Consider the following 26,228-nt stretch of genomic DNA (forward strand, 5'->3'; position numbering starts at 1 on the left):
TAAAAGTTATTTTAAACATGCATCTATCGATTTTATTTCAATATCTTGATAATAATAGTGTAAAATTTCGGCAGCAGTTTTCCCATTACTAGCCATAGCCTCTGCTCCGTATTGACTCATTCCTACCCCATGCCCGTATCCTTCCGTGCTAACCTGTACATTTCCTGTAGCCGCATTATATGAAATTTTAAAATCCGTTGATGGTATTTGTAAAAGTGTTCGAACTTCTCGACCTGACCACACATTCTTGCCTAGCTGCATGCGCTCAACACGTCCGGAATCATTTATAAATAACTGTACACGGTTGAAATCACTTGCGTGCCATTTAACAGGCCACAGTGCATTCCATTCCTTTAATGTCCATTCCTTTATAGCTGAAAACTTTGGTGATGATTGATCAGATATACTTGCAACACTTTGTAAATATGGTAGATCATTACCGCTATAACCGTGGGCACTCTCTGTTTTACCGTTGCTAGTAGAGTGAAACATTGCCGTAATTAATTCATTATTATATAGAAGAACTTGTCCTTTCGTTTCGTTAATGGCCTCGACAATTTTCTTTTCATTCCCCGGGAAATTGCTAGTCCAATTCTCTTTTCTTTGCTCCTTATTGTAAAAAACTTGTCTAGCTACTGTAGGAGCGATGGCTATTTTACCGTAATTTGTCGATTTCAATGCGTATGTTCTCGCTGCAATTGCCTGCGCTTTTAAAGCTTCTTTTTTAAACGAAACGGGCATTTCTGCAGCAACTACACCAGTCACATACGTTTCTAAAGGGATTTTCTCCTGTTGTCCCTCCACTTCTATAAATATTTCACAAGCCTTCTCCGTTGTAGTTGTTGAAGGTGACTCTTCAACCGTTTGTCTCTCACCTAATGCCACAGGAAGCATATATAATGCTCCAATCAAACTAATTATGCTTATACTCATTATCCATTTTTTCATAAGGAATAATATGCTAGAAATCTTCAAAATATGTGAATGTTGAGGGCTCTCTAAAAATCGCTTATTACCATAACGTGAGGTTGATTTCCGTTCCGGTCGGGCGCTTTGTTGCTGTCGCTTCGCTTTCGCACAGATAAAACATTTGTCGCTGTCGCTTCGCTTTCGCGCAGATAAAACATTTGTTGCTGTCGCTTCGCTTTCGCGCAGATAAAACATTTGTCGCTGTCGCTTCGCTTTCGCGCAGATAAAACATTTGTTGCTGTCGCTTCGCTGTCGCACAGAGCAAAGCTTCCTGGGGGCGTCCGATGAGCCGCTTTTATTGTTGCTGTCGTTGCACTTTCGCACAGACAAAACCCAGTTGCTGCCGCTACGTTAGCACTACGCTTTCGCACAGAAAACATCCGCTTCGCTGCAGGGTCTCGGGCCAACACGATGTTGGTCACGAAGGCGTTATCACAGGATGTGATGCTCTTAGCCTTCGTTCCTCTATTGCTGATCCCCAAGGAGTCGCCCAGCCTCCACTCCAATCAATTTATAACATGGCATACGTTTTAAAACGCTAAATAGAAACTAAATTGTGTAGAAATACGCTTCTTTTCGCAGGTACATTATCACTTTTGAGATTCTTTTAGTCCTCTTTCCATCTAATGATCATGCTTCTTCCTATAACAGCGTCAATTTGCCAGATTAAACTACAAAGGAAAAAACCCTCTGCTTGAACTTAAGCAAAGGGTTTTGAGATCTATTTAGTTTGTTGGTAATTCAACAGCTGATTCCTCAGTGATGATTACATCTTCAACTGGTACACGTTCAATATTTGCGCCAAGAGCAGCCAGCTTGCCGTGGAAATCAACGTAACCACGATCTAAGTGATGAAGTTTTGTAACTCTAGTCACACCTTCTGATACAAGACCTGCTAAAATTAGTGCAGCCGCCGCTCGTAAATCTGTCGCCATCACTTCAGCACCCTGAAGATCTACAGGCCCTTCGATAAACACAGAACGTCCTTCTATTTTAGCACTGGCATTCATGCGACGGAACTCCTCAACATGCATAAAACGATTTTCAAAAACCGTTTCCGTAATTATACTCGTACCTTCTGCAGTTAACATCAAGGCCATCATTTGGGATTGCATGTCTGTTGGGAATCCTGGATGTGGCATTGTTTTAATATCGACAGCTTTTAATGTATTAGAAACACGTACACGGATGCCTTCATCTAGTTCAACAATTTCTACACCCATTTCACGCATCTTTGCAATTAATGCTGTCATATGCTCAGGAACAGCGTTTTCAATCGTTACATCGCCTTTTGTAATTGCTGCTGCAACCATAAATGTGCCAGCTTCAATACGGTCAGGAATAATATGATGTTCTGTCCCATACAATGTATCGACACCTTCGATACGAATCGTATTCGTACCTGCACCGATGACACGGCCACCCATATTATTAATAAAGTTTGCAAGATCTACAATTTCAGGCTCTTTCGCTGCGTTTTCAATTACAGTTGTTCCTTGTGCTAAAGCTGCAGCTGTCATAATATTTTCTGTTGCCCCAACGCTAGGGAAGTCCAAATACACATTGGCGCCTTTTAAACGTCCCTCTGCCTTCGCTTCTACATACCCATGACCAAAGGAGATTTTTGCTCCCATAGCCTCAAAGCCCTTTAAATGTAATTCAATTGGGCGAGAACCGATTGCACAGCCCCCTGGTAAAGCAACACGAGCATAGCCATTTCGAGCAAGTAAAGAACCCATCACTAAAATCGATGCACGCATTTTACTGACAAATTCAAACTGAGCTTCACTAGAAAGTTCTTTTGTTGTATCTATATATACTGTATTGTCTTCCGGTATATATGTAACCGCCGCGTTTAGACTTTTAAGTACTTCATTTATAGTAAAGACATCTGCTAAGTTAGGGACTTCTTTAATTACATTTTCTCCTTCAGAAGCAAGTAAAGCCGCCGCTAGGATTGGTAACACTGCATTTTTTGCGCCCTCTACACGTACTTTTCCCTGTAGCTTTTTGCCGCCAGTCACTATTATTTTTTCCACCTTATGTCCCTCCGAATTCAATCTATTAACCTATCATATTTTTATTTTAACAAGAAGTATAATGTCATAATCAGTAAACAAACAACTCTATAGTACAACTTTTCTTACGCTCGTTCAAGCATCCAAATCACTATTTTAAGACATTTATTGATATTTTGCTATTTATTTATTGTACGCATAATTTTTTTTTTTGTGAATGACCAATAACATGGAAGAAAAGCATTAATTACTAATACTTACCCAAAGATTTATGAACAAAAACAAAAATCTATAGGTTTTCTTAACACTAATATTTACATATTTCAAAGGACCACATAATGATATTATAAAGTCCTGTGAAATATGTAGTTTCCATCAAAAAATAGGCATAAGGGGCTATTAAAATAAATACGGAAGTTTTCCTGACCAGTTTGATATTTGGAGAAAGAAATTTGAAACGGCCGATCCTATCGCAATACTTAACAAAATATAAATTAACTGAACTTGAAATACTTTATTCTTCTTGAAGAGCTTTTCTAGCATAAAAGCTTGTAGCGCGTAAAAAGTAATAGCGATAAAAAATATATGCGATAAAATTCCTATTAAAGCTTCTTGTCCTATGGCCTCATACATTTCCATGTTGGTTCCTCCATATTCATTTCTCTAGCAGCACTCTCAAAAGGCTGCATTTGGAATAAAGTTAAAAAACGGACAGATATTGAATCTGCCCGTTAAAATTTGAATTAGATATTACCCTCATGAACGTTGATACGATTCAACGCACGTTTTAATGCTAGGTCAGCACGTTTGAAATCAATGTTGTCTTGTTTACTTTGAATACGTCCTTCAGCACGTTTAACGGCTTCTTTAGCACGTTTAACATCGATGCTTTCAGCAATTTCAGCAGACGGAGCTAAAATTGAGATTTTTTCAGGACGCACTTCAATGAAACCACCGCTTAAAGCAACCATTTCAGTCGAACCGTTTTCTTTTTTAAGCTTCACTGCACCAATTGCAAGTGGAGCGACCATAGGAATATGGCCTGCAAGAACACCGATTTCCCCTGAAGTTGTTTTAGCAATTACCATTGATACTTCAGAATCGTATACTGGGCCGTCGGGAGTGACAATATTGACTAGAACTGTCTTCATATTTTTTCCTCCTCGTCCCTAGTATTAAACCTCTACGCCCATGCTTTTCGCTTTTTCAACTACTTCATCAATTGAACCAACTAAACGGAAAGCATCTTCTGGTAGGTGATCCCATTTGCCATCAAGGATTTCCTTGAATGAGCGAACAGTTTCTTTAACAGGTACATAAGAACCTTTTTGACCAGTGAATTGTTCCGCAACGTGGAAGTTTTGAGATAAGAAGAATTGAATACGACGAGCACGTTCTACTGTTTGTTTATCTTCATCAGATAACTCATCCATACCTAAGATAGCAATGATATCTTGTAATTCACGGTAACGTTGGATTGTACGTTGTACACCAGTAGCGATTGCGTAGTGCTCAGCGCCTACGATTTCTGGTGATAAAGCACGAGAAGTCGAAGCTAATGGGTCAACCGCAGGGTAGATACCCATTTCTGATAATTTACGCTCAAGGTTAGTAGTAGCATCTAAGTGGGCGAAAGTTGTAGCCGGCGCCGGGTCAGTATAGTCATCGGCTGGTACATAAATCGCTTGAATAGAAGTTACAGAACCTTTGTTAGTAGATGTGATACGTTCTTGTAATTTACCCATTTCAGTTGCAAGTGTTGGTTGGTAACCTACCGCAGAAGGCATACGACCTAATAGGGCAGAAACCTCAGAACCTGCTTGTGTGAAACGGAAGATATTGTCGATGAATAAAAGTACGTCAGCACCTTGCTCATCACGGAAGTATTCTGCCATTGTAAGACCAGTTAAAGCTACACGCATACGTGCACCAGGTGGTTCGTTCATTTGACCGAATACCATCGCTGTTTGCTTGATAACGCCTGAATCGCTCATCTCGAAGAATAAGTCGTTCCCTTCACGAGTACGCTCACCTACACCAGCGAATACAGAGATACCTGAGTGCTCTTGTGCGATGTTATTGATTAATTCTTGGATTAATACTGTTTTACCTACACCGGCACCACCGAAGAGACCGATTTTACCACCTTTGATATATGGTGCTAATAAGTCTACTACTTTGATCCCTGTTTCAAGAATTTCAACTGTAGTTGAAAGTTCATCGAAAGCTGGTGCTTCGCGGTGAATTGAATCACGACGAACGTCAGCTGGAATCTCTTCACCTAAGTCGATTACTTCTCCAAGTACGTTGAATACACGACCTAAAGTAACTTCACCAACTGGTACTGAGATAGCTTTTCCTGAGTCTGTTACTTCTGCTCCACGTTGTAAGCCATCAGTAGATGACATTGCAATTGTACGAACAGAATCATCACCTAAATGAAGAGCAACTTCTAATGCAAGAATTGTTGGTTCTTCATTAGGACGTTCAATCTTAACTGTTAGTGAGTTATAGATTGCTGGTAATTGGCCATTGCTAAATTTTACGTCAACAACTGGACCCATTACTTGAATAACATGTCCTTTATTCATTACTGTGTATCCTCCTATCGTATTCTTATACGACATTGGGAAGCTGGGCCTATTCTAAGGCTGCAGCTCCACCAACGATTTCTGTAATTTCTTGTGTAATCGCCGCTTGACGCGCACGGTTATATTGCAATGAAAGGTCTGAAATAAGATCAGATGCATTATCAGTTGCATTTTTCATAGCCGTCATACGAGAAGCATGTTCACTTGCTTTTCCATCTAATAATGCGCCGTAAACTAAGCTTTCCGCGTATTGTGGAAGTAACACTTCAAGAATTGCTTCACCAGATGGCTCAAATTCGTAAGAAGCATTACTGCTAGCAGGTGCAAGATCCGTTAATGGAAGAAGTTTTTTCTCTGTCACTTCGCTAGCAATTGCGCTGACAAAGTGATTGTAGTACATATAAAGTTCATCATACGTACCATCAGTGAACATACCAACAGCTTTACGAGCGACTTCTTTAATATCAGCAAATGATGGTTGGTCCGGAAGACCGACAACATCGCTGATGACATTATGATCACGTTTCACAAAGTAGTCACGAACAACACGACCTACCGCTAAAATAACGTATTCGTCTTTTGATTTATGACGCTCGTCAATTGTACGTTGTACTTGGCGTAGGATACTTGAGTTGTAAGCACCTGCAAGACCACGGTCAGAACCAATGACTAAGTAAGCTGTTTTCTTAACAGGACGAGCAGTTAACATTGGATGTCCACTGTCTTTTGTTCCTGAAGCGATCGCGCCTACTACATCCTGGATTTTTTCCATGTAAGGAACGTACGCTTTAGCGTTTTGCTCTGCACGACGTAACTTTGAAGAAGAAACCATCTGCATCGCTTTTGTAATTTGTTTCGTACTCTTTGTAGAAGTAATACGACCTTTTATTTCGCGTAAGTTTACCACTGGTATTTCACCACCTTTTGTTTTTTAATCAAGTGACTAGCTCGAACTTATTCTGATTTAGCGAAAGTTTTTTTGAACTCTGTTAAAGCTGCTACGTAATCAGCATCAGGAGCAAGCTCTTTTGTAGTACGAACATGATCTAAAACGTTTGTGTGGTTTGTATCTAACCAGCTTAAGAATTCACCTTCAAAGCGAACGATATCTTGTACTGGAATATCATCTAAGTGACCTTTAGTTAATGCATAAAGGATCGCAACTTGCTTTTCAACTTTAAGTGGTTTGTTTAGGTCTTGTTTAAGAACTTCAACCGTACGTTTACCACGTTCAAGTTTACCAAGTGTGATTTTATCTAAATCAGAACCGAATTGAGCAAATGATTCAAGTTCACGGAATGCAGCTAAGTCAAGACGTAGTGTACCCGCAACTTTTTTCATCGCTTTAATTTGAGCAGATCCACCTACACGTGATACAGAAAGACCGGCGTTAATCGCTGGACGTACACCTGAGTTGAATAAGTCAGATTGTAAGAAAATTTGTCCATCAGTAATTGAGATTACGTTAGTTGGGATGTATGCAGAGATATCCCCAGCTTGTGTCTCAACGAATGGAAGAGCTGTAATTGAACCATTTTGATATGTTTCATTTAACTTCGCAGCACGTTCAAGTAAGCGGCTGTGTAAGTAGAATACGTCACCAGGGTAAGCTTCACGACCTGGAGGACGGCGAAGAAGAAGTGAAAGTTCACGGTAAGCTGATGCTTGTTTAGAAAGATCATCATACACGATTAAAACGTGTTTACCTTGTAACATGAATTCTTCTGCCATAGATACACCAGCTAATGGTGCTAAGAATAATAATGGAGCTGGTTGAGAAGCAGAAGCTGTCACAACGATTGTGTAATCTAAAGCGCCATTTTTACGAAGAGTTTCTACTACACCACGTACAGTAGATTCTTTTTGACCGATTGCAACATAGATACAAATCATGTTTTGGTCATTTTGGTTAAGAATTGCATCGATTGCTACTGATGTTTTACCAGTTTGACGGTCACCGATGATTAACTCACGTTGACCACGACCGATTGGTACTAAAGCGTCAATCGCTTTGATACCAGTTTGTAGTGGTTCGTGTACTGATTTACGAGCCATTACACCGAAAGCTGGACTTTCGATTGGACGAGATTTTGTTGTGTTGATAGGACCTTGTCCATCCACTGGTTGACCAAGTGGGTTTACAACACGACCAATTAGTTCTTCACCAACTGGTACTTCCATGATACGACCTGTACGACGAACTTCATCGCCTTCTTTGATGTCTGCGTATGGACCTAAGATTACGATACCAACGTTACCTTCTTCTAGGTTTTGAGCCATACCCATAACACCGTTAGAGAACTCTAAAAGCTCTCCAGCCATGACGTTGTCGAGGCCATGAGCAAGAGCGATACCGTCACCAATACGGATAACTGTACCAACTTCGCTTACTTTAAGTTCAGATTCATAATTCTCAATCTGTTGTTTAATCAGACTGCTGATTTCTTCAGCCTTGATGCCCATGTATGTCACCTCTCACATTTCTAAATTATTAACCGATTAATTCACGTTTTAGACGCTCAAGCTTGTTCGCTACTGAGCTATCATAAATATGGTTACCGATTTGAACACGAATCCCACCAAGTAAAGATGGATCGATTTCGTTTGTAATGTTTAATGATTGTTTCCCAACAAGTTTCGAAAAAGCTGCCGAAATATTAGCGCTTTCTTCAGTAGAAAGTGCACGAGTTGAGAATACTGTTGCATCTGCAGTACCTTGTGATTGTGCAGCAAGTTCAGCATATGCTGTTGCGATTAGCTTCACTTCGTTTACACGTTTTTTCTCAACAAGTAGTTGAACTGTGTGTAAAACTTCTGGAGTTGCACCAGCGAAGATTTCAGCTATTATTTGTTTCTTACGTTCGATAGAGAACTTAGGAGCATTTAAAAGTGTTAAAAAATCAGGAGATTCTGTAACAACCTTTGTTAGTTCGTTTAAGTCTGCTCCAACTTCAGCAAGAATGTTTTTTTGTTGCGCTAATTCAAAAAGCGCTTGAGCGTAACGTTTTGCTACAGTTGAATTACTCATCGAGCTTCCCCTGCCTTCGCAATCGTCTCTTCAATTAGAGCACGGTTGTCTGCCTCAGAAATCTCTTTGCTAAGGACTTTAGATGCTGCAAGTACAGATAATGAAACGACTTCATCACGTACAGCTGCAATAGCTTTTTCTTTTTCAGACTCAATTTCACGTAAAGCCGATTCTTTTAAGCGGTTTGCTTCATTGCGTGCTGCAGTAAGAATTTCTTCTTTTTGCACTTCGCCTTGCTTCTTAGCGCCTTCAACAATCGATTGTGCTTCCGTACGAGCTTCTTTAAGAAGGCTCTTTTGTTCTTCTAAAAATTGGTGCGAATCTTTGCGCGCTTTTTCAGCTGCTTCGATTTCACTTGCTACTAATTCTTCACGTTGTTGCATGATGCCCATAAGTGGACCCCAAGCGAACTTTTTAAGTAACATCATTAACAATAAGAAAATAACTAATGTTGAGACGATGTCCCCGCCATTAAAACCAGTGCCGGCACCTAGTACAAGATAATCTAAAAACACGATTGTTTCACTCCCTTCAAGAGCTATGACTTCAACATAATAATTTAAATACTTGAAAACTACCTATTTTAAAAAGCTATATTTACACATAGCTTTTATCAGTTCCAAAATGAATGGCGAAGTTTCATCTGAGAATCCTGCTTCGCCACTAGTCAAATTCAGTGTACAACTGAATTATTTGTTCATTACGATGAATGCTACTACTACTGCGATGATCGGTAGGGCTTCAACTAATGCAACCCCGATGAACATTGTAGTTTGAAGAACGCCACGAGCTTCTGGTTGGCGAGCGATACCTTCTACTGTTTTTGATACGATAAGACCGTTACCGATACCTGCACCAAGTGCACCTAAACCGATTGCGATTGCTGCTGCTAATAAACCTAATGAACCTGTCATTTGAAAATTTCCTCCTTGGAATTGTTTGTTTTTTTTTGGTTCAAGCATAAAGTGTATGCTTTATATTAATGGTCATCGCTCACTTTATGAGCCATGTAAACCATTGTTAACATTGTGAAGATAAAGGCTTGGATAAAGCCGATAAACATAGAGAAACCTTGCCATGCCATCGTAGGAATAATTGCCCCGACGAATCCCATAACACCTGTTGACGCTAAACCTGCAAGTAAGCCTAGTAAAATCTCACCCGCATAAATGTTACCGTAAAGACGAAGACCTAATGTTAAAGTGTTTGCAAACTCTTCTACGATTTTTAATGGGAACATGAATGACATTGGTTTAAAGAATGTACCAACATAATGACCTGTACCCTTCATTTTAATACCATAGTATTGAGTTAGAACTAAAATCATTGCTGCAAGCGTCATCGTAACAGTTGGGTCAGCTGTAGGTGATTTCCACCAAAGTGTGTGATCATAGGCAATCGAGAATGGAAGACCTAATAAGTTAGATACAGCGATAAACATAATAAGCGTGATACCTAAAATGTGGAATCGCCCACCAGTTTTCCAGTCCATGTTGCTTTTGATGATGTTCTTTACGAAATCCATAATCCATTCCATAAAGTTTTGCATACCAGTAGGTTTTAACTTTAAGTTTCTAGTTGAGATAACCGCGATTAAGAAAACGATTACAGCAGCAACTAGTAACATCATAACAGTTGAGAGGTTGAATGTTAGATAAAACAGACCAAAATCAACTGTTTTTAATGGAGCTTCATGAGTCATTGTTATTTTTCACCTCTCTTTCTAATTTAAAGCACATTAGTGGTTCCTTACTTGTGACACAATTCTCTCGACAAAGAGAAAAACGTACGGAATCATTAGCCCTATGACCGTGCTAATTAAGTGAAAATAGTTTGGCAACGAAATTGCTAGAGCGACTGCCGCTACACCTGATCCAAAGCGAAGTGCTGTACCAAGCGAGCCTATTTTCTTCCCTTCACTAATGGATCGATCAAACTTCTCCATACGGCGAACTAAAATCCAAAAATTATACGTACCAAATAATGCACCGATTGCGATGCCCGCAAAAACCGTCTGATAGGGCGTAAACCCCCAACCTAATGCGCAGAGTCCGAGCAAAAAAAATAACGCTCTCTTCTGCACAGCAAAAATGTGATGCAAATCTAGCATTGGTTTATAATCTCCTGAATCATTTTTTCGAGTAAAGAAAACGTTTGCTGACCACTATGTGAAATCAGAAAAGAGCAGTGAAAAACACTACTCACAGCGGAATAGTAACGGGAGAGTCATTTTGAAATTACAGGTGTAAATTCAAAAAAAATGTCTTACACCCCGAAACACACAAAACGTTGCAAATCGACAGTATTGTTTTAACTGTCAATTTAGTAGAAACTTGATATAACAAGTGTTTCAACGTCTATTAACGACTAGAAACCCTTATCATTATTACCCTTTGTAAGCATACAATAGGAGATATTTGAAGTCAATTAGTAAAGGAGAAAAACTTCACAGCCACTATATTCTTGTCAAATTGTTGACAAATTTGTGTATGAAATTTCATAGTTTCTAAATTAGACTTCACAATTATGCAAAAAAAAGCTAATTTACGACACGTTTATGCTCGTAAATTAGCTTACCCGTCAAAACAGGTACATTAGACTTATTTTTCAGTTTCAAACATAGTAGATTACTTGACTTTTAGTAAAAATTCTAGAAGAGTCTTTACAATACGCTCTGAAGCATGTCCATCTCCGTAAGGATTTGATGCTTTCGCCATTGCTTCGTAGGCATTTGTATCTTCTATTAATTGTTTTGCTAAAGAATAGATTGTTTCTTCTTCCGTTCCGGCTAACTTTAATGTCCCTGCCGCGATACCTTCTGGACGCTCCGTTGTGTCTCTCAGTACTAGAACTGGTTTACCTAACGAAGGAGCTTCTTCTTGGACGCCACCAGAGTCAGTTAAAATCATATAGGAATTTGCCGCAAAGTTATGGAAATCAAAGACTTCAAGAGGTTCGATTAAATGTACACGCTTGTGATCTCCTAAAATTTCATTAGCAATTTCTCGTACAGCTGGGTTCATATGCACTGGATAAACAACTTGTACATCCTCATGCTCTGCTAATATTCTAGTAATTGCACGGAACATATGACGCATTGGTTCACCTAGATTTTCACGACGATGCGCTGTTAATAAAATCATACGATCTGAACCTATTTTTTCTAGGACAGGATGTGAATAATGTTCACTTACTGTAGTAGCTAATGCGTCGATAGCTGTATTACCCGTCACAAAAATAGTTTCAGGGTTTTTATTTTCATCTAAAAGATTTTTCTTTGACACTTCTGTCGGCGCGAAATGAAGGTCAGCCATGACACCTGTTAACTGGCGGTTCATTTCCTCTGGGTATGGTGAATACTTATTCCATGTACGAAGACCCGCTTCTACATGTCCGATAGCAATTTGGTTATAAAATGCAGTTAAGCTTGCAATGAAAGTTGTTGCTGTATCGCCATGTACTAAAACAATATCTGGCTTTGCTTCTTTCATGACTTTGTCTAAGCCTTGTAACGCATTCGTTGCCACGTCAATTAATGTTTGACGATCTTTCATAATATTTAAATCATAATCTGGTGTGATTTTAAATGTTTCTAATACTTGATCGAGCATTTGGCGATGTTGGGCTGTTACCGTAACAATCGATTCTATTTGCTCAGGATGCTTTTGTAATTCCAATACAAGCGGAGCCATTTTAATAGCTTCTGGTCTCGTACCGAAAATCGTCATTACTTTCCATTTTTTCATCAAAACGATTTGCACCGTCCTTTATTATATTATATGAAAAGTGCTTTACTTCTATTGAACTGCTCCAGATGAGGCAAGCATCAGACTTCAAGAGAAGTATCGCCTAAACATACTAGGAAACGTCCTTCAATATTGAAGGACGCTTTCAAAAGTTATAAGTTGCCTAAAAATTACATACTAAATTAGTTCATCTCCATAACGTGGAGTTGATTTCCGTTCCGACTGGGCGCTTTGTTGCTGCCGCTTCGCTTTCGCACAGATAAAACATTTGCCGCTGACGCTTCGCTTTCGCGCAGAGCTTCCTGGGGGCGTCCGATGAGCCGCTTCACTCGCGTTGCTCGCTCCAGGGTCTCATCTGTGACGCTAATCCCCGAGGAGTCGCCCAGTCTCCACTCCAATCAACTTATCAAAATGACATATATTTTAACAAAATGTCATCCCTAAATTTCAGTAGTGAACCTTGTTATGACCGTAGCAATTTACTCAGTATTATTTCGTACCGAATAGACGATCTCCTGCATCACCTAAACCAGGTACAATATAGCCGTGGTCATCTAATTTTTCATCAAGTGCAGCAATATAAATATCTACATCTGGATGTTCATCTTGAATGACTTTTACACCCTCTGGCGCAGCGATTAAGCACATGAATTTAATGCTTTTCGCACCACGTTTTTTCAGTGAGTTGATCGCTTCCACTGCTGATCCACCCGTTGCAAGCATTGGGTCTACAATGATGAAATCACGTTCTTCTACATCTGCAGGAAGTTTTGCATAGTACTCTACAGGTTTTAATGTTTCTGGATCACGATAAAGACCGATATGACCAACTTTTGCAGCTGGAATTAGCTTTAATACGCCATCTACCATGCCGATACCTGCACGTAAAATCGGGACAATCGCAAGTTTTTTACCAGAAAGTACTTTTGTTTTAGCAACTGTAACAGGTGTTTCAACTTCAATTTCCTCTACTGGCATATCGCGTGTAATTTCGAATGCCATTAATGTTGCAACTTCGTCTACTAGCTCACGGAATTCTTTTGTGCCTGTATTCTTATCTCGAATATAAGTTAACTTGTGTTGGATTAGTGGATGATCAAATACGTATACTTTGCTCAAAGGGAATCGCTCCTAACCGTTCGGATTTCATTTTTATCTCACCTAGTATAACAGAAAATAGGAGTCGTCTCAAAAATAAATTTGGGACAACTCCTTTTCAAGAATGTTTACTACATATAAGAGCGATTATTTATCAAGTACTGCATCTAACTGTTCTATTGTCATCGGTTTGTAATAGAAATATCCCTGTCCGACTGTACAGCCGAGTGTACGTAAAATCTCAGCCTGTTCTTTATTTTCAATGCCTTCTGCAACTGAAGTCATTCCTAGATTTAACGCTAATTGAATAATAGATTGGACAATAGCGAGCGTCGCAGCATCACTAATAGCATTAATAAAGCTTCGATCTATTTTCAATTCCGTAAACGGCAGTCTTTGTAAATAACTTAAGGATGAAAAGCCCGTCCCAAAGTCGTCCACTGAAGTTTTAAAGCCGTAGCTCTTTAATTCCTGAATAATCGCAAAAGCTGTTTGAAAATCAACGAGACCAATATTTTCAGTTACTTCTAATATGATATATTGCGGATCGATATTATATTTCTGAACTAGCTGTACTGTATCCTGTACAAAATGTTCATAATAAAAATGATCCGGTGAAATATTCACTGCGACTTTTACTAGTTTTTTTCCTAAACTTTTGCGTTCAGCTAACCATGCAAGAACAAGCTCTAATATTTGAATATCGATTTCTCGAACCTTCCCTGCACTTTCCGCCACTGGAATAAAAATCGTCGGAGATACAAAGCCCAGTTTCGGTGATATCCAGCGGGCAAGCGCTTCGAGACTTTGAATGTCACCTGTTCGCAAATCCACTTTAGGTTGTAAGTTCACAGTGATTTCTTTATTTTTTAATGCTTCTGACAAATGATTCAACACCATCATTTGCTCCTCAAGCACATCATTTCTTTCTTGCGTGAATATTTCCATATGAGTGCCTGGTTTATTCGCTGCAAAGGATACAGCATTATCTGCAAAGCGTATCGCATCAGTAATTTGTATCTCTTCATTATAAGAAGCGATTCCAGTTTTCAATGTAATATAAATTTGCTTTCCTCCTATTATAAAAGGCTGACGAATGATCTCTTTTATACGCCTTTCATAAGTTAAGAAGTTCTCATTGGATGTCGCGTTTGAAATAATTAAACTAGTGCTAGTAAATCTAGCAATATATTCGTGATGTTCATGCCTCTGTTCATCTAGACGTTTCGCAATTTGTCTTAAAAGCTCGTCTCCCGCTTCACGGCCATACAACTCGACGATTTGATGAAATTCACTTGGCTTTACGATTTTGATATTGCCATTTTGACCGTATTCTTTCTCTTTTTCTATCTTATTTAAAAAACTATGTCGATTGGGTAACCCCGTTGTAATATCGATATAGGCTAAATCCCATATCTTTTTCTGCGTTTTTGCATACGAGTATGCCAATGCAACAAGTGTCCCAATTTTTCGAAACATTTTTTCAAAAAACGCTTGATCACTATGATGTTGCTTTAAAAATATCGCAAACAATCCAATTGCTTGCTGTTGTTGATTGTGTATGGGCATAAACCATCCAAATTGCTTTTTAGAAGAACAGGCAAACATTTTATGTTCTTTCGGAATATCAATTTCATCCAGGCTTTTAACTAGAATGGATGTCTTCCCTTTCATGATTTCCTTATAAAATCCATTGTTTTCACAACGCTCCGAAATACCTTTTGTTTTATGATCCCCTTTAAAAATTTGCAATTGATTTGTTTCTGTTTTGACAAGAATCATACTTGATATATACGGCATAAAAAATTCATCTAAGCCTTTGCAAATAATGCTCATTTTTTTATCAAAGGAATTGTCCTTTTCAATCGCTTCATACATTGCTTTCTCAAGGCGCATTAAAAATTCCTTGGTGTGATAATATGTCACATCCTTCACAAGTACTAATACAAATAATGTTTCATTGTTATTATTTTGAAACGGCAGTGCTTGTATCTCTGCTAAAAAAGGAGGTTTATCGAAGCATTTATGGTGCAATTTAGCCTGTACCATAACTCCGCTATGTATTTTTTGTTTAATCATTTCAATAGTTGTCATCTGTTTTTCGTTTGACAGCAATGAAAAATAATCGGTATTTATTATTTGCGGACGTGTAGTATTTGTAAGCACACAAAAAGAATCATTACATTCCAATACGCAATGATTATTTGTTGCATCAAAAATTACATACCTTTCCTTAGAATTATTACCTAATCTACGAATTGTATTTAATAGCACTTCATTTTCTATAACCTTCGTTTTAGTAACCATCCAACCCCTCCTCCCTTTATCACTTCAAATCTCTCTTACATTGTACATAAAAAATTCGATAAATTGTCACTTTCCCGAAAATTTCTTCTTTATCAGGACATTACCTGTCCTTAATCCACTATAATATATCCTTTTCTACTATGTTTATGTAAATTAATTCAAAAATAAGAGTAAATTATTTTTATGTTAGCAGAAAAGATGCTTTTTACAGTTTTAACTTCCTTTCCAAAATAAAAAGGCTGTGGTTAAGGTGATATATTACACTTTAACCACAGCCTTTTATATTAAATTATGCGTATAATGGATGTTTGTCAGTTAATGCTATGACACGAGCTTTCGCTTCAGCTTTGACTGCTTCATCTTCCGGATTTTTAAGAACTGTTGCAATAATTGCACCAACTTCTTTCATGTCCTCTTCTTTGAAGCCACGAGATGTGACAGCTGGTGTACCAATGCGGATACCAGAAGTTACGAATGGAGATTCTGTATCGTAAGGAATTGTATTTTTATTTGTTGTAATACCTACTTCATCAAGTGCGTGTTCTGCCACTTTACCTGTTAAACCAAGAGATTTCACATTAAGAAGTAACAAGTGGTTATCCGTACCACCAGATACAATTTCAACACCTTCTGCAATTAACACTTCGGCTAAAGCTTTTGCATTCGCTTTAATTTGTTTTGCATATTCTTTGAATTCTGGTTGTAATGTTTCACCGAATGCTACAGCTTTGGCAGCGATCACGTGCATTAATGGTCCGCCTTGGATACCTGGGAATACAGATTTATTAAGCTTTTGCTCCCATTCTTTCGAAGCAAGGATTAAACCACCACGTGGACCACGTAATGTTTTGTGTGTTGTAGAAGTGACAAAATCAGCGTATGGCACCGGTGATTGATGTTCTCCAGCAGCTACAAGACCTGCAATGTGCGCCATATCCACCATGAAATATGCGCCTACTTCATCAGCGATTTCACGGAATTTAGCAAAATCGATTTCACGTGGGTATGCAGATGCACCTGCAACAATTAGTTTTGGTTTATGCTCTAATGCTTTTTGGCGTACATCTTCATAATCGATTACTTGTGTATCTTTCGTTACGCCATATTCAACGAAATTATAAAGAACACCCGAGAAGTTTACTGGAGATCCATGTGTTAAGTGACCGCCATGAGAAAGATTCATACCAAGAACTGTATCACCTGGTTCTAAAATTGTGTGGTATACAGCCATGTTCGCTTGTGCACCAGAGTGTGGTTGAACGTTCGCGTATTCTGCACCAAAGATTTCTTTCACACGATCACGTGCAATATCTTCCACAACATCTACGTGTTCACAACCGCCATAGTAGCGTTTACCTGGATAACCTTCAGCATATTTATTTGTCAAAACAGAACCTTGTGCTTCCATTACTGCTTCAGATACAAAGTTTTCTGATGCGATTAACTCGATATTTGCTTGTTGACGTTTTTTTTCCGCAAGAATTCCATCTAATACTGCTTTGTCTTGTACTGCTAATTTTTCGTATGCCATGTTTGAAAAAGCCTCCTAAGTATAATCATTATTTGTATACCACTGATTTCAGAGGTAATTTTATTTATATACTGCACGTTCTCCGCCAATTAGCTTTGGACGTGTTGTTGCAATCGTTACAACTGCTTCTCCTACCATTCGCACAGAAGTACGAACTGGAACAGCTACTGCCTTTAAATGCATGCCAATGAGTGTTTGACCAATGTCAATGCCTGCATTCGCCTGCACAGCTTCTACAACAATTGGATTTGTAAATTGTGTAAACGCATAAGCGGACATCGAGCCACCTGCAGTACGAACTGGTACAACCGTTACTGGTTCGTAGCCAAATTGTTCTGCGGTTGTTGCTTCCATTGTAATAGCACGATTAATATGCTCACAGCCTTGAAACGCTAGATGCAGCTGATGTTTCTTTGCAAATGCCTGTAGCGGCTCGAAAATCGCCTCTGCTGTTTCAATTGCTCCTGCTGTGCCAATTTTCTGACCAATCACTTCAGATGTTGAGCAGCCTACGACAAAAATTGTATTTGGTCGTAAGGTTACCTGCTCTTCAAATTCACTGAGTAACTGAGTCAAATGTGTTCGTATTTGTTGTACAACCACGATGCTCAGCCCCTTAATTTATTAATATTTATACCCTACATTTAAAAAGCTCACGGAACTTTTTAAATGTGTAATAGCTTTACTTGCTTAACTTATTGCTCAAGCTCAGCGATTTTTTCTATGCGGCGTGTATGACGACCACCTTCAAAATCTGTTTCAAGCCATGCTTTAACGATTTCTAGCGCAAGGCCTGGCCCAACTACACGCTCACCCATCGCTAAAATATTTGAATCATTGTGGCAACGTGTTGCCTTTGCGCTAAATACATCATGCACTAAAGCACAACGAATGCCTTTAACTTTATTTGCAGCAATGGACATACCAATGCCTGTACCACAAATTAAAATACCTTTATCAAATTCCCCGCTAGCAACACCTTCAGAAACTGGTTTTGCATAATCAGGATAGTCTACTGAATCCGCAGATTGTGGACCAAAATCTTCGTAGCTAATATTTAGCTCATCTAACAGTTGCATAATCTCACGACGTAAATTATTGCCTCCGTGATCAGAAGAAATTGCTATTCTCACTGGGTTCCCTCATTTCGAAATTATAGTCAACACTAGTGTACCACTTCTCCCTCAAGAATAACATGATTTTTCTTGCATTTTTATGCTGATTTCTCCTAAAAGACGAACATTTCTTGTAATATACTATAAAATCATTCACTTTTATGTTCGTTTTATTGTGGATAATGTGAATATCATGTTGATAAATTCGGATAACAGTATTTTGTTGTAATATTCCATCTTCTGAAGTTTTTTTACCTTTTCAATTACAGTGGACATACTATATCAATATTTTTTCTAGGTATTACCAGCGGTTAGTGATACAGGGTGACTTTACATCCAATGTTGGGTACGGCACAATATAAAGCTTCCTCGGTTTGATGGTGCTATTCGTCGCTTCGTTGGTTCTATCCGTCGTTTGGACTCTTCTTTCCGTCGCTTTGTTGGTTCTATCCGTCGTTTGGACTCTTCTTTCCGTCGTTTCGTTGGCTATCCGTCGTTTGGACGCTTCTTTCCGTCGCTTTGTTGGTTCTATCCGTCGTTTGGACTCTTCTTTCCGTCGCTTCGTTGACTATCCGGCGCTTGGCTTCTTCTTTCCGTCGCTTCGTTGGTTCTATCCGTCGTTCGGCTTCTTCTTTCCGCCGCTTCGTTGGCTATCCGTCGTTTGGCTTCTTCTTTCCGTCGCTTCGTTGGTTCTATCCGTCGTTCGGACTCTTCTTTCCGTCGCTTCGTAGCTATCCATCGTTTGGACTCTTCTTTCCGTCGCTTCGTTGGCTATCCATCGTTTGGCTTCTTCTTTCCGTCGCTTCGTTGGTTCTATCCGTAGTTCGGACTCTTCTTTCCGTCGCTTCGTTGGCTATCCGTCGTTTGGCTTCTTCTTTCCGTCGCTTCGTTGGTTCTATCCGTCGTTCGGACTCTTCTTTCCGTCGCTTCGTTGGCTATCCGTCGTTTGGCTTCTTCTTTCCGTCGTTCGGACTCTTCTTTCCGTCGCTTCGTTGGCTATCCGTCGTTTGGCTTCTTCTTTCCGTCGCTTCGTTGGTTCTATCCGTCGTTTGGACTCTTCTTTCCGTCACTTCGTTGACTATCCGTCGCTTAGCTTCTTCTTTCCGTCGCTTCGTTGGTTCTATCCGTCGTTTGGACTCTTCTTTCCGTCGCTTCGTTGACTATCGGTCGCTTGGCTTCTTCTTTCCGTCACTTCGTTGGTTCTATCCGTCGTTTGGACTCTTCTTTCCGTCGCTTCGTTGGTTCTATCCGTCGTTTGGACTCTTCTTTCCGTCGCTTGGCTTCTTCTTTCCGTCGCTTCGGCTCTTCTATCCATCATTTTGACGTTTCTATCCACGACTTTTACTCTTCTTTCCGTCGCTCTGATTTTATCCGCCACTTTGGCTCTTTTTTCCATCACTTCCTTGATTCTATCCGTCGCTTTAAATTTAATATGAAATATAAAAAAACTGTAGCAAACTCAGTTAACATCCGAGTTTGTCTACAGTCTAAAATGACAGCTATGCTTGTCTATCAAATTGTTGAATCATTTTATATAGCTCTGCTGATTGTTTTTTCAAGCTTTCTGCTAATTGCTCTACTTGCTCAATGGCATATGCCTGTTCTTCCGTTGCACTGCTGACCTCTTGTGCACCTGCTGACGTTTCTTGAGCAATAGCTGCAACTTCTTGAGATTGACGCGCAGTTGTTTCAATATTATGCATTTGTTGTTCAATCAGTGAAGAGATTTCCACAATTGCACTTGCCATTTCATGTACACTTGAGGACATGCCTTCTACCGCTGTCGTCGTTTCTGATACACGTGCAGCTTCCTTTGTCGCAAATGCCACTTGCTGATTCATTTGTTTTACAACAACCCCAACGTTTCCTTGCATAGATTGAATAAGAGACGTAATACCTTGCACCGCTTTAGCACTCTCATCAGCCAAACTACGAACCTCTTCAGCTACTACAGCAAAGCCTTTTCCATGTTCTCCAGCACGCGCTGCCTCAATCGAAGCATTTAAAGCTAGTAAATTTGTTTGTGCTGCAATATCGCCAACTAAGCCAATGATGCGCTCTACTTGTCCAGCATTATCTTCTAATAAACGAATGCTCTCTAATGCTTCATTATTGCCAGCCGCAATTTGTTGAATACTATTCACTAACGTTTCGATCGCTTTAGTAGTTGTCGTTAAATTATGTAGAATCTCTTTGGATTGCGTTGCTGATGCCTCAGCTCTACTATTCACTTCTGTAGCGAGAGCTCGTACATCTTCAATCGCTTCAGCTGTGTCTTGTACTGCTGTAGCAGAAGCCTCTGCACCTGTTGAAATCTGCTTAACGGTAAAGGAAATACGCTCTGCCTTTTTCGTTGCAACAGCCGCTTCATCAGATAGGTGGATAATCGATTGATTTGTTTGTTGGAAGTTCTGGTCTATACTTTCCACCATTTGTCGTAAATTTAACACCATTTGCTGGAATGCCTCTGCAACAGAACGAATCTCATCACTTGTATTCGGCATTTCTACATCTTGTCCAATTTTCCCATCCGCTACACGGGAAGCAGAATTTTCAAGCTGCTGTAAAGGTTTAATTAAAATTACACAGAAAACCGCAGCCAAAATACCTGACCACGTAATCCCTAACAGGTACGTAATAATTTCAAACAGTTTACGATTGCTTTCTGGGAAGAAGGTAGGTTGTAAATATTCGATAAATATAAAACTGATACTGTATGTGATTAGTGCTAGAATACTGACAAATAATACTAGTTTAAGTCGTAAGCCAAACTGTTTTTTCATAGAGCTCCTCAATTCTCTTCAAGTTTTTTTACTAATCGTTCTACCAATTCTTTCAATTCTGCAAATGTTATTTCATAAATTTCTTTACTACCACCGTAAGGATCTACAACATTTCCTATGCTACCTTCGCTTGTATACTCTTTTAAAGTAAAAACTTTTTGTTCTGCATGAGGATAATTAGCGATGATTGTATCTTTATGGGCAGTTGTCATTGTTAAAATTAAATCAGCCCATTCCATTTCAATTTTAGATAATTGTGTTGCTAAATGCTGATGTGTCATATTTGCTTCATTTAATACTTGTTGCGCATGTGCCGACATCTGAGCATTAGGCATGGCATAAATACCTGCTGAACGGACTTCAATATGGCCAATTTGTTGATGTTTTAAAATAACTTCTGCCATCGGACTGCGACAAGTATTCCCGGTACAAACAAATAGTATTTTCACACTTATCACCCTCCATTGTTTTCTCTATTGCAAGAAAGCTAAAAAACTCATAATAATTAAAATAATTCCTGTAATTCTTTGTAATTTATCCCCAAATAAGACCTGACTTCTACGTGCAATTACCAATGACCCATAAGAGCAAATAAGAGCACTTACACCTGCACTAATAATAAATAATGTTTTCTCCAAATGTAGCATACCAAAAGAAATACTTACTGAAAAGGTGTCTAGGCTTGCAGTCACAGCTAAAAGTATTGGTGAAATCGTTACTTTTTCCTCTTTCTGTGAGAATAATAGTATATGTAAGCCAATACAAAATAATAAAATACTTGAAATCCATTGCCCCCATTCTAATAGGAAACGAACTAAATAGCTTCCTATTTCGAAGCCTACTAACGGAAAAAGCATATGCAGAGCAGCTGTCCACACTGATAAAAATAATCGATATCTAACATTTGGTATTAATACATATAAACCAATCACATCTACAGACGTTATAATACCTGCAAGAATTCCCTGCAAGAAAGCACTCCTTCACTCCCTAATATTTTATCATTTTATGCTCGAAAATGCAGTATTATCATAATCCTTTTTTCTTAGAAACAAGGTGTTAAAAGTCCCATCAACACTAGCAACCATCTTCCGTTATAGTAAAAATTCGCTACGCTTTCCACCACTATGGCGTGAAAACAAGCGTCTAAGCAGATTTTTATCTTCATAATAAAAAAAAGCATGCCAGAAGTAACTTTCTAGCATACTTTATTTCAATTATTATGGCTCATCACGATAACGTGTGGTTGATTTCCGTTCCGACAGGGCGCAAATGTCATCCACAGCTTTTGGTGATGAACCTTTATTATAGAAAGATTGCTTTTTTTACGGAGTATACCATTTACCGCCGGCAGCTTTTTCAAGTCGATTCATAATTGCAGCCCCTACCCCGTCAGTCGATGTTGTGGTCGCTAAGATAATTGTAGCCGCTGTTTTATCGCAGGCTCTTAATGCATGGTACAATGCCGCCCCCATCTCTTCTTTACTACCAGCTTCTCCTATCGAAAAATAAAAATCAGCCTCGATGTTAACAAAACTAGCTGGTGCAAGTAGTGCTACTTTATGCCCTTGTGTTTGCAATTGATGTACAGCCTCATTCACTTTTTGCAACTCGCATTCAATTAATCGTACAGGGGCGTTTGGAGCATAGTGTGTATATTTCATACCAGGAGCTTTTGGAGTAGCCTCTAGTTTTTGTTCTATTTTTGTCGGCTGAAGAACAGGACCAATCTTAGCCTCTAGCATTTCCTTTGTGATTCCACCTGGACGCAAAATAACTGGAGGTTCGTGTGTAACATCTAACACTGTGGATTCCAATCCAATTCCAGTAGAACCTCCATCTAAAATATATGGTATGTACCCTTCCAAATCATCTTGAACATGGATTGCTTCTGTAGGACTTGGCTTTCCACTACGATTCGCACTCGGCGCAGCAAGTGGCTTTTTTAATTGTTGAAGTAATGCGAGTGCAACTGGATGATCTGGCATGCGGATGCCGACAGTCTTTAGCCCAGCTGTCACACTGTTTGCCAGTACATTTGGTTTTACAGGCATAACAAGTGTCAGTGGACCTGGCCAAAATAAATCCATGCATTTTTTGGCTACTTCAGAAATATGTTCTATATAGAGTTCAACTTCCTCTTTCGTGCCAATGTGGACAATTAGTGGATTGTCTGAAGGACGACCTTTTGCTTCAAATATCTTTTTTACTGCTATGTCATTTGTGGCAACAGCCCCTAAGCCATAAACCGTTTCTGTTGGAAATGCCACAACCTCACCCGCATTTAAGATATCCACAGCCTGTGTATAATTTGTCTGACTATTCACATTACTATCCACAATCTTGCAAACGGTTTCCATGATTAAAACCTTCCTTCAATTTTTGATTTTACTGAATTATCCACATAATGTTTATAACTTATCAAAAATTGTGTATAAGTTATCTGAATTCGTGCACAATTCATTCAAAAAAACCTTTAATCCATTCCCATATAAAGAATGTAACTTGTTCTTCCTCTTCTTCTGTTTGTTCTTCTTTATCGGGCTCACAAACTGATGGGAATATGCTACACCACCAGTTATCACCGCGTGCATCGCCGATTTTCACGACAATAGAATGATACATATTTTGTGGATAAAGCACAGCGTTTTGTCTCTTTGGTGGAAATAAGTTATCCCCAATTACAATCTGTGTATCAAGTTGTGGATAATTTTCTTTTATTTCTGCTTCGATTTCTTGTTTTAATGAAATAATTTGCTCGTTATCCACAATTCCTGCTTCAGCACTAGCTACAACTTGCTTAAAATACGGCTTTAAATCTTTGACAAGCTGCTCCTTTTCAAGCTGATCCTGTGTCGTATTACTATTGGCAATAACACGTATACGAAAATCATTTTCTTGCTCATAATCCGTAGCTTCTTTCGCAAAACCTACTAATGATGGAATATATAAAATACATAATTGTAAAGCAATCGCAACTAATACTAGTCTTGCAAAAGCTAGAAAAATATTTTGTTTAGGTAATCTAATAATCTTGTATTCGTTTAACATAAAAATCCCTCCTTGCTCAACATTGTTGGCAAGAAGTAGATACTTTATACATGAATTTCACAAAAAATCATTCGTGGCTTACCATTAATATCTTTTTCTATCGAAACTGTAGCTTGTGGAAAACTATTTTTAAAGAATTGAGCCACCTGCTCCCCTTGTGTATAACCGATTTCAAGGCCAATGAGGGCTGGTTTATTCATAAGGGCTGGTAGCTGCTCAGCCAATTTTCTATATAAAATAAGTCCGTCTTCTTCTGCAAAAAGAGCACTATGTGGTTCATGCTCTAAAACAGTACTAGACATCTCTTTCGCTTCATCAAAAGCAATATAAGGCGGATTAGATAACACAATATCGAATTTTTCACCTACAAGAGGAGCCGTTAAATCGCCTAATCGAAAATCAATATCCGCCGCTAATCTTTGGGCATTGTTTTGTGCTGTAGTTAAAGCAGCTTCAGATAAATCAGTGGCTACGACTGTTAGCTCTGGACATTCTAACTTCATAGAAATGGCAATTGCACCACTACCAGTTCCGATATCTGCAAGCTTCAATGCGCTATGATGAAACATTTTGTTCATACGATTGATTGTTCCAAGCACTAATTCCTCTGTCTCAGGTCTTGGAATAAGCACTGACTCATCGACAATAAATGAACGACCATAAAATTCTTCACTGCCAACGCAATACTGTACAGGTCGTCCACTCGCATGCTCTTCGATTAATTCTTTAAATCGATCTTTTTGTTCAGCTGTTAATACGTCCGGTAAATGCAACATCACTTCTGAATAACTTGTGCCAAGTACATGCTGCATGACAATGCGGGCTGCTGTTTCCTCACAACCATGATCCACTAAAAAAGAAGAAGCCCATTGAAGGGCCTCCATTACATTATTATAGGTCATCATTTAATCGCTCTAACTTTGATGCTTGCTCTTCTAAAATGAGTGCATCAATGATTTCGTCAAGTCTACCTTCGACGATTTGGTCTAGCTTTTGAATCGTTAAACCAATACGGTGGTCTGTTACACGGTTTTGTGGATAATTGTATGTGCGAATTCGCTCAGAGCGATCGCCTGAACCTACAGCTGATTTACGTGTAGCATCGATTTCTTTTTGTGCTTCTTGCATATATTTATCAGCAACACGAGCACGTAGAATTTTCATCGCCTTTTCACGGTTTTTAATTTGCGAACGTTCATCCTGCATCGATACAACAACACCTGTTGGTAAGTGGGTCATACGCACAGCTGACATCGTTGTATTTACCGATTGACCACCTGCACCAGAAGATGCAAATGTATCAACACGGATATCTTTCTCATGGATTTCAACATCTACTTCTTCCACTTCAGGTAAGCAGGCTACTGTCGATGTCGACGTATGAATACGCCCTTGAGACTCCGTTGCAGGTACACGTTGTACACGGTGTGCACCATTTTCAAACTTGAATTTAGAATATGCACCTTGACCATTAATCATAAAAATAACTTCTTTATAGCCGCCCATTGGGTTTGGCGTCGCTTCCATTATGTCAATTTTCCAGCCTTGTGTCTCCGCATAACGAGAGTACATACGGAACAAATCTCCAGCAAAAATATTCGCCTCGTCTCCACCAGCTGCACCACGAATCTCCATAATAACGTTTTTATTATCATTAGGATCTTTTGGAATTAATAGAATACGTAAACGTTCTTCTAACTCTTCTTGCTGATCTTTCAGCATATTGAATTCTTCTTTTACCATTTCGTGCATATCAGGATCTTTTTCACTATCTAGCATCTCACGTGTATCAACTAATTGTTCTTTTACACTTTTATATTCACGATAAGCATCTACAGTTTCCTGGATATCTGATTGTTCCTTGGAATATTCACGTAATTTTTTATTGTCATTCACAATATCAGGATCACTTAAAAGCTCTGTTAGTCTTTCGTAACGATCCTCCACTGCTTGTAATCGATCAAACATGGATTTCACCTCTATTTAGTTTT

At 39.0% G+C, this 26,228-nt stretch carries 28 protein-coding genes; 1 reads left to right on the top strand and 27 read right to left on the bottom strand.

The genetic code is table 11. The annotated features are described in order from the left end of the window. Positions 1-6: 6 nt before the first annotated feature. From spoIID to rpiB, 20 genes are all read right to left on the bottom strand, one after another. Positions 7-948: a stage II sporulation protein D gene (gene spoIID / locus ACVWXS_RS12865; protein WP_456958502.1), complete on the bottom strand. Its 942-nt coding sequence runs from the start codon at positions 946-948 to the stop codon at positions 7-9. A gap of 50 nt (positions 949-998) precedes the next feature. Then, positions 999-1,475: a hypothetical protein gene (locus ACVWXS_RS12870; RefSeq protein ID WP_456958484.1), complete on the bottom strand. Its 477-nt coding sequence runs from the start codon at positions 1,473-1,475 to the stop codon at positions 999-1,001. A gap of 219 nt (positions 1,476-1,694) precedes the next feature. After that, positions 1,695-3,008: a UDP-N-acetylglucosamine 1-carboxyvinyltransferase gene (murA, locus tag ACVWXS_RS12875; protein WP_456958485.1), complete on the bottom strand. Its 1,314-nt coding sequence runs from the start codon at positions 3,006-3,008 to the stop codon at positions 1,695-1,697. Positions 3,009-3,386: 378 nt separating this feature from the next. Further along, positions 3,387-3,626, bottom strand: coding sequence for a DUF1146 family protein (locus ACVWXS_RS12880; protein ID WP_368636182.1), 240 nt, complete (start codon positions 3,624-3,626; stop codon positions 3,387-3,389). Between the two features lie 104 nt (positions 3,627-3,730). Continuing rightward, complete coding sequence (locus ACVWXS_RS12885) at positions 3,731-4,138, bottom strand: F0F1 ATP synthase subunit epsilon (RefSeq protein ID WP_402983279.1); 408 nt, start codon at positions 4,136-4,138, stop codon at positions 3,731-3,733. Between the two features lie 24 nt (positions 4,139-4,162). After that, positions 4,163-5,578, bottom strand: a complete 1,416-nt coding sequence (atpD, locus tag ACVWXS_RS12890) for a F0F1 ATP synthase subunit beta (protein WP_285396856.1) — start codon at positions 5,576-5,578, stop codon at positions 4,163-4,165. Between the two features lie 49 nt (positions 5,579-5,627). Further along, positions 5,628-6,485 (bottom strand): ATP synthase F1 subunit gamma, encoded by an 858-nt coding sequence (gene atpG / locus ACVWXS_RS12895; protein ID WP_368636180.1) that lies wholly within the window; start codon positions 6,483-6,485, stop codon positions 5,628-5,630. A 47-nt stretch (positions 6,486-6,532) separates the two neighbouring features. Continuing rightward, positions 6,533-8,041 (bottom strand): F0F1 ATP synthase subunit alpha, encoded by a 1,509-nt coding sequence (gene atpA / locus ACVWXS_RS12900; RefSeq protein ID WP_368636179.1) that lies wholly within the window; start codon positions 8,039-8,041, stop codon positions 6,533-6,535. 28 nt (positions 8,042-8,069) lie between these two features. Continuing rightward, the gene (locus ACVWXS_RS12905; RefSeq protein WP_374963887.1) at positions 8,070-8,606 is read right to left on the bottom strand and encodes a F0F1 ATP synthase subunit delta; all 537 of its coding nucleotides are present in this window, start codon (positions 8,604-8,606) and stop codon (positions 8,070-8,072) included. After that, positions 8,603-9,121, bottom strand: a complete 519-nt coding sequence (gene atpF, locus ACVWXS_RS12910; RefSeq protein WP_368636177.1) for a F0F1 ATP synthase subunit B — start codon at positions 9,119-9,121, stop codon at positions 8,603-8,605. The genes ACVWXS_RS12905 and atpF overlap by 4 nt, the downstream gene beginning before the upstream one ends. Before the next feature lie 174 nt (positions 9,122-9,295). Beyond that, complete coding sequence (atpE, locus tag ACVWXS_RS12915; protein ID WP_004269474.1) at positions 9,296-9,520, bottom strand: F0F1 ATP synthase subunit C; 225 nt, start codon at positions 9,518-9,520, stop codon at positions 9,296-9,298. 65 nt (positions 9,521-9,585) lie between these two features. After that, positions 9,586-10,308 (bottom strand): F0F1 ATP synthase subunit A, encoded by a 723-nt coding sequence (gene atpB, locus ACVWXS_RS12920; RefSeq protein ID WP_456958486.1) that lies wholly within the window; start codon positions 10,306-10,308, stop codon positions 9,586-9,588. 36 nt (positions 10,309-10,344) lie between these two features. Next, entirely contained in the window at positions 10,345-10,716 is a 372-nt protein-coding gene (locus ACVWXS_RS12925; RefSeq protein ID WP_456958487.1) for an ATP synthase subunit I, read from the bottom strand. A 517-nt stretch (positions 10,717-11,233) separates the two neighbouring features. Then, complete coding sequence (wecB, locus tag ACVWXS_RS12930; RefSeq protein ID WP_456958488.1) at positions 11,234-12,355, bottom strand: non-hydrolyzing UDP-N-acetylglucosamine 2-epimerase; 1,122 nt, start codon at positions 12,353-12,355, stop codon at positions 11,234-11,236. Between the two features lie 179 nt (positions 12,356-12,534). Continuing rightward, a complete protein-coding gene (locus ACVWXS_RS12935; protein ID WP_456958489.1) occupies positions 12,535-12,750 on the bottom strand; it encodes a hypothetical protein in 216 nt (71 codons plus the stop codon). Between the two features lie 91 nt (positions 12,751-12,841). Next, positions 12,842-13,471 (bottom strand): uracil phosphoribosyltransferase, encoded by a 630-nt coding sequence (gene upp / locus ACVWXS_RS12940; protein ID WP_068986233.1) that lies wholly within the window; start codon positions 13,469-13,471, stop codon positions 12,842-12,844. Between the two features lie 126 nt (positions 13,472-13,597). After that, complete coding sequence (locus ACVWXS_RS12945; protein ID WP_456958490.1) at positions 13,598-15,757, bottom strand: EAL domain-containing protein; 2,160 nt, start codon at positions 15,755-15,757, stop codon at positions 13,598-13,600. Positions 15,758-16,046: 289 nt separating this feature from the next. Then, positions 16,047-17,288, bottom strand: coding sequence for a serine hydroxymethyltransferase (gene glyA / locus ACVWXS_RS12950; RefSeq protein ID WP_368636172.1), 1,242 nt, complete (start codon positions 17,286-17,288; stop codon positions 16,047-16,049). Between the two features lie 60 nt (positions 17,289-17,348). After that, on the bottom strand, positions 17,349-17,891 hold the full coding sequence (locus ACVWXS_RS12955) for a TIGR01440 family protein (protein WP_368636171.1): 543 nt from the start codon (positions 17,889-17,891) through the stop codon (positions 17,349-17,351). A 92-nt stretch (positions 17,892-17,983) separates the two neighbouring features. After that, the gene (gene rpiB, locus ACVWXS_RS12960) at positions 17,984-18,421 is read right to left on the bottom strand and encodes a ribose 5-phosphate isomerase B (protein ID WP_402983265.1); all 438 of its coding nucleotides are present in this window, start codon (positions 18,419-18,421) and stop codon (positions 17,984-17,986) included. A 561-nt stretch (positions 18,422-18,982) separates the two neighbouring features. On the opposite strand from rpiB, the gene ACVWXS_RS12965 reads away from it, so the two are divergent. Beyond that, on the top strand, positions 18,983-19,726 hold the full coding sequence (locus ACVWXS_RS12965) for a hypothetical protein (RefSeq protein WP_456958491.1): 744 nt from the start codon (positions 18,983-18,985) through the stop codon (positions 19,724-19,726). Between the two features lie 176 nt (positions 19,727-19,902). Here the strand turns inward: ACVWXS_RS12965 and ACVWXS_RS12970 are convergent, their stop codons facing one another. The 7 genes from ACVWXS_RS12970 to prfA all read right to left on the bottom strand — a co-directional run bounded on the left by ACVWXS_RS12970 (position 19,903) and on the right by prfA (position 26,205). Continuing rightward, a complete protein-coding gene (locus tag ACVWXS_RS12970) occupies positions 19,903-21,186 on the bottom strand; it encodes a methyl-accepting chemotaxis protein (RefSeq protein ID WP_423490775.1) in 1,284 nt (427 codons plus the stop codon). Between the two features lie 8 nt (positions 21,187-21,194). Continuing rightward, complete coding sequence (locus ACVWXS_RS12975; RefSeq protein WP_456958492.1) at positions 21,195-21,635, bottom strand: low molecular weight protein arginine phosphatase; 441 nt, start codon at positions 21,633-21,635, stop codon at positions 21,195-21,197. Positions 21,636-21,659: 24 nt separating this feature from the next. Continuing rightward, positions 21,660-22,157 carry a manganese efflux pump MntP gene (locus ACVWXS_RS12980; RefSeq protein WP_374963898.1) on the bottom strand — a complete coding sequence of 166 codons (498 nt, stop codon included), beginning with the start codon at positions 22,155-22,157 and terminating at the stop codon, positions 21,660-21,662. A 354-nt stretch (positions 22,158-22,511) separates the two neighbouring features. Then, positions 22,512-23,546, bottom strand: a complete 1,035-nt coding sequence (locus ACVWXS_RS12985; RefSeq protein WP_456958493.1) for an L-threonylcarbamoyladenylate synthase — start codon at positions 23,544-23,546, stop codon at positions 22,512-22,514. Positions 23,547-23,646: 100 nt separating this feature from the next. Then, positions 23,647-24,237 (bottom strand): stage II sporulation protein R, encoded by a 591-nt coding sequence (locus ACVWXS_RS12990; RefSeq protein WP_427418761.1) that lies wholly within the window; start codon positions 24,235-24,237, stop codon positions 23,647-23,649. 44 nt (positions 24,238-24,281) lie between these two features. Next, a complete protein-coding gene (gene prmC / locus ACVWXS_RS12995) occupies positions 24,282-25,142 on the bottom strand; it encodes a peptide chain release factor N(5)-glutamine methyltransferase (protein WP_456958494.1) in 861 nt (286 codons plus the stop codon). Next, entirely contained in the window at positions 25,129-26,205 is a 1,077-nt protein-coding gene (gene prfA / locus ACVWXS_RS13000) for a peptide chain release factor 1 (protein ID WP_068986671.1), read from the bottom strand. The genes prmC and prfA overlap by 14 nt, the downstream gene beginning before the upstream one ends. Between the last annotated feature and the right edge of the window lie 23 nt (positions 26,206-26,228).

Source organism: Lysinibacillus sp. TE18511 (assembly GCF_054062295.1).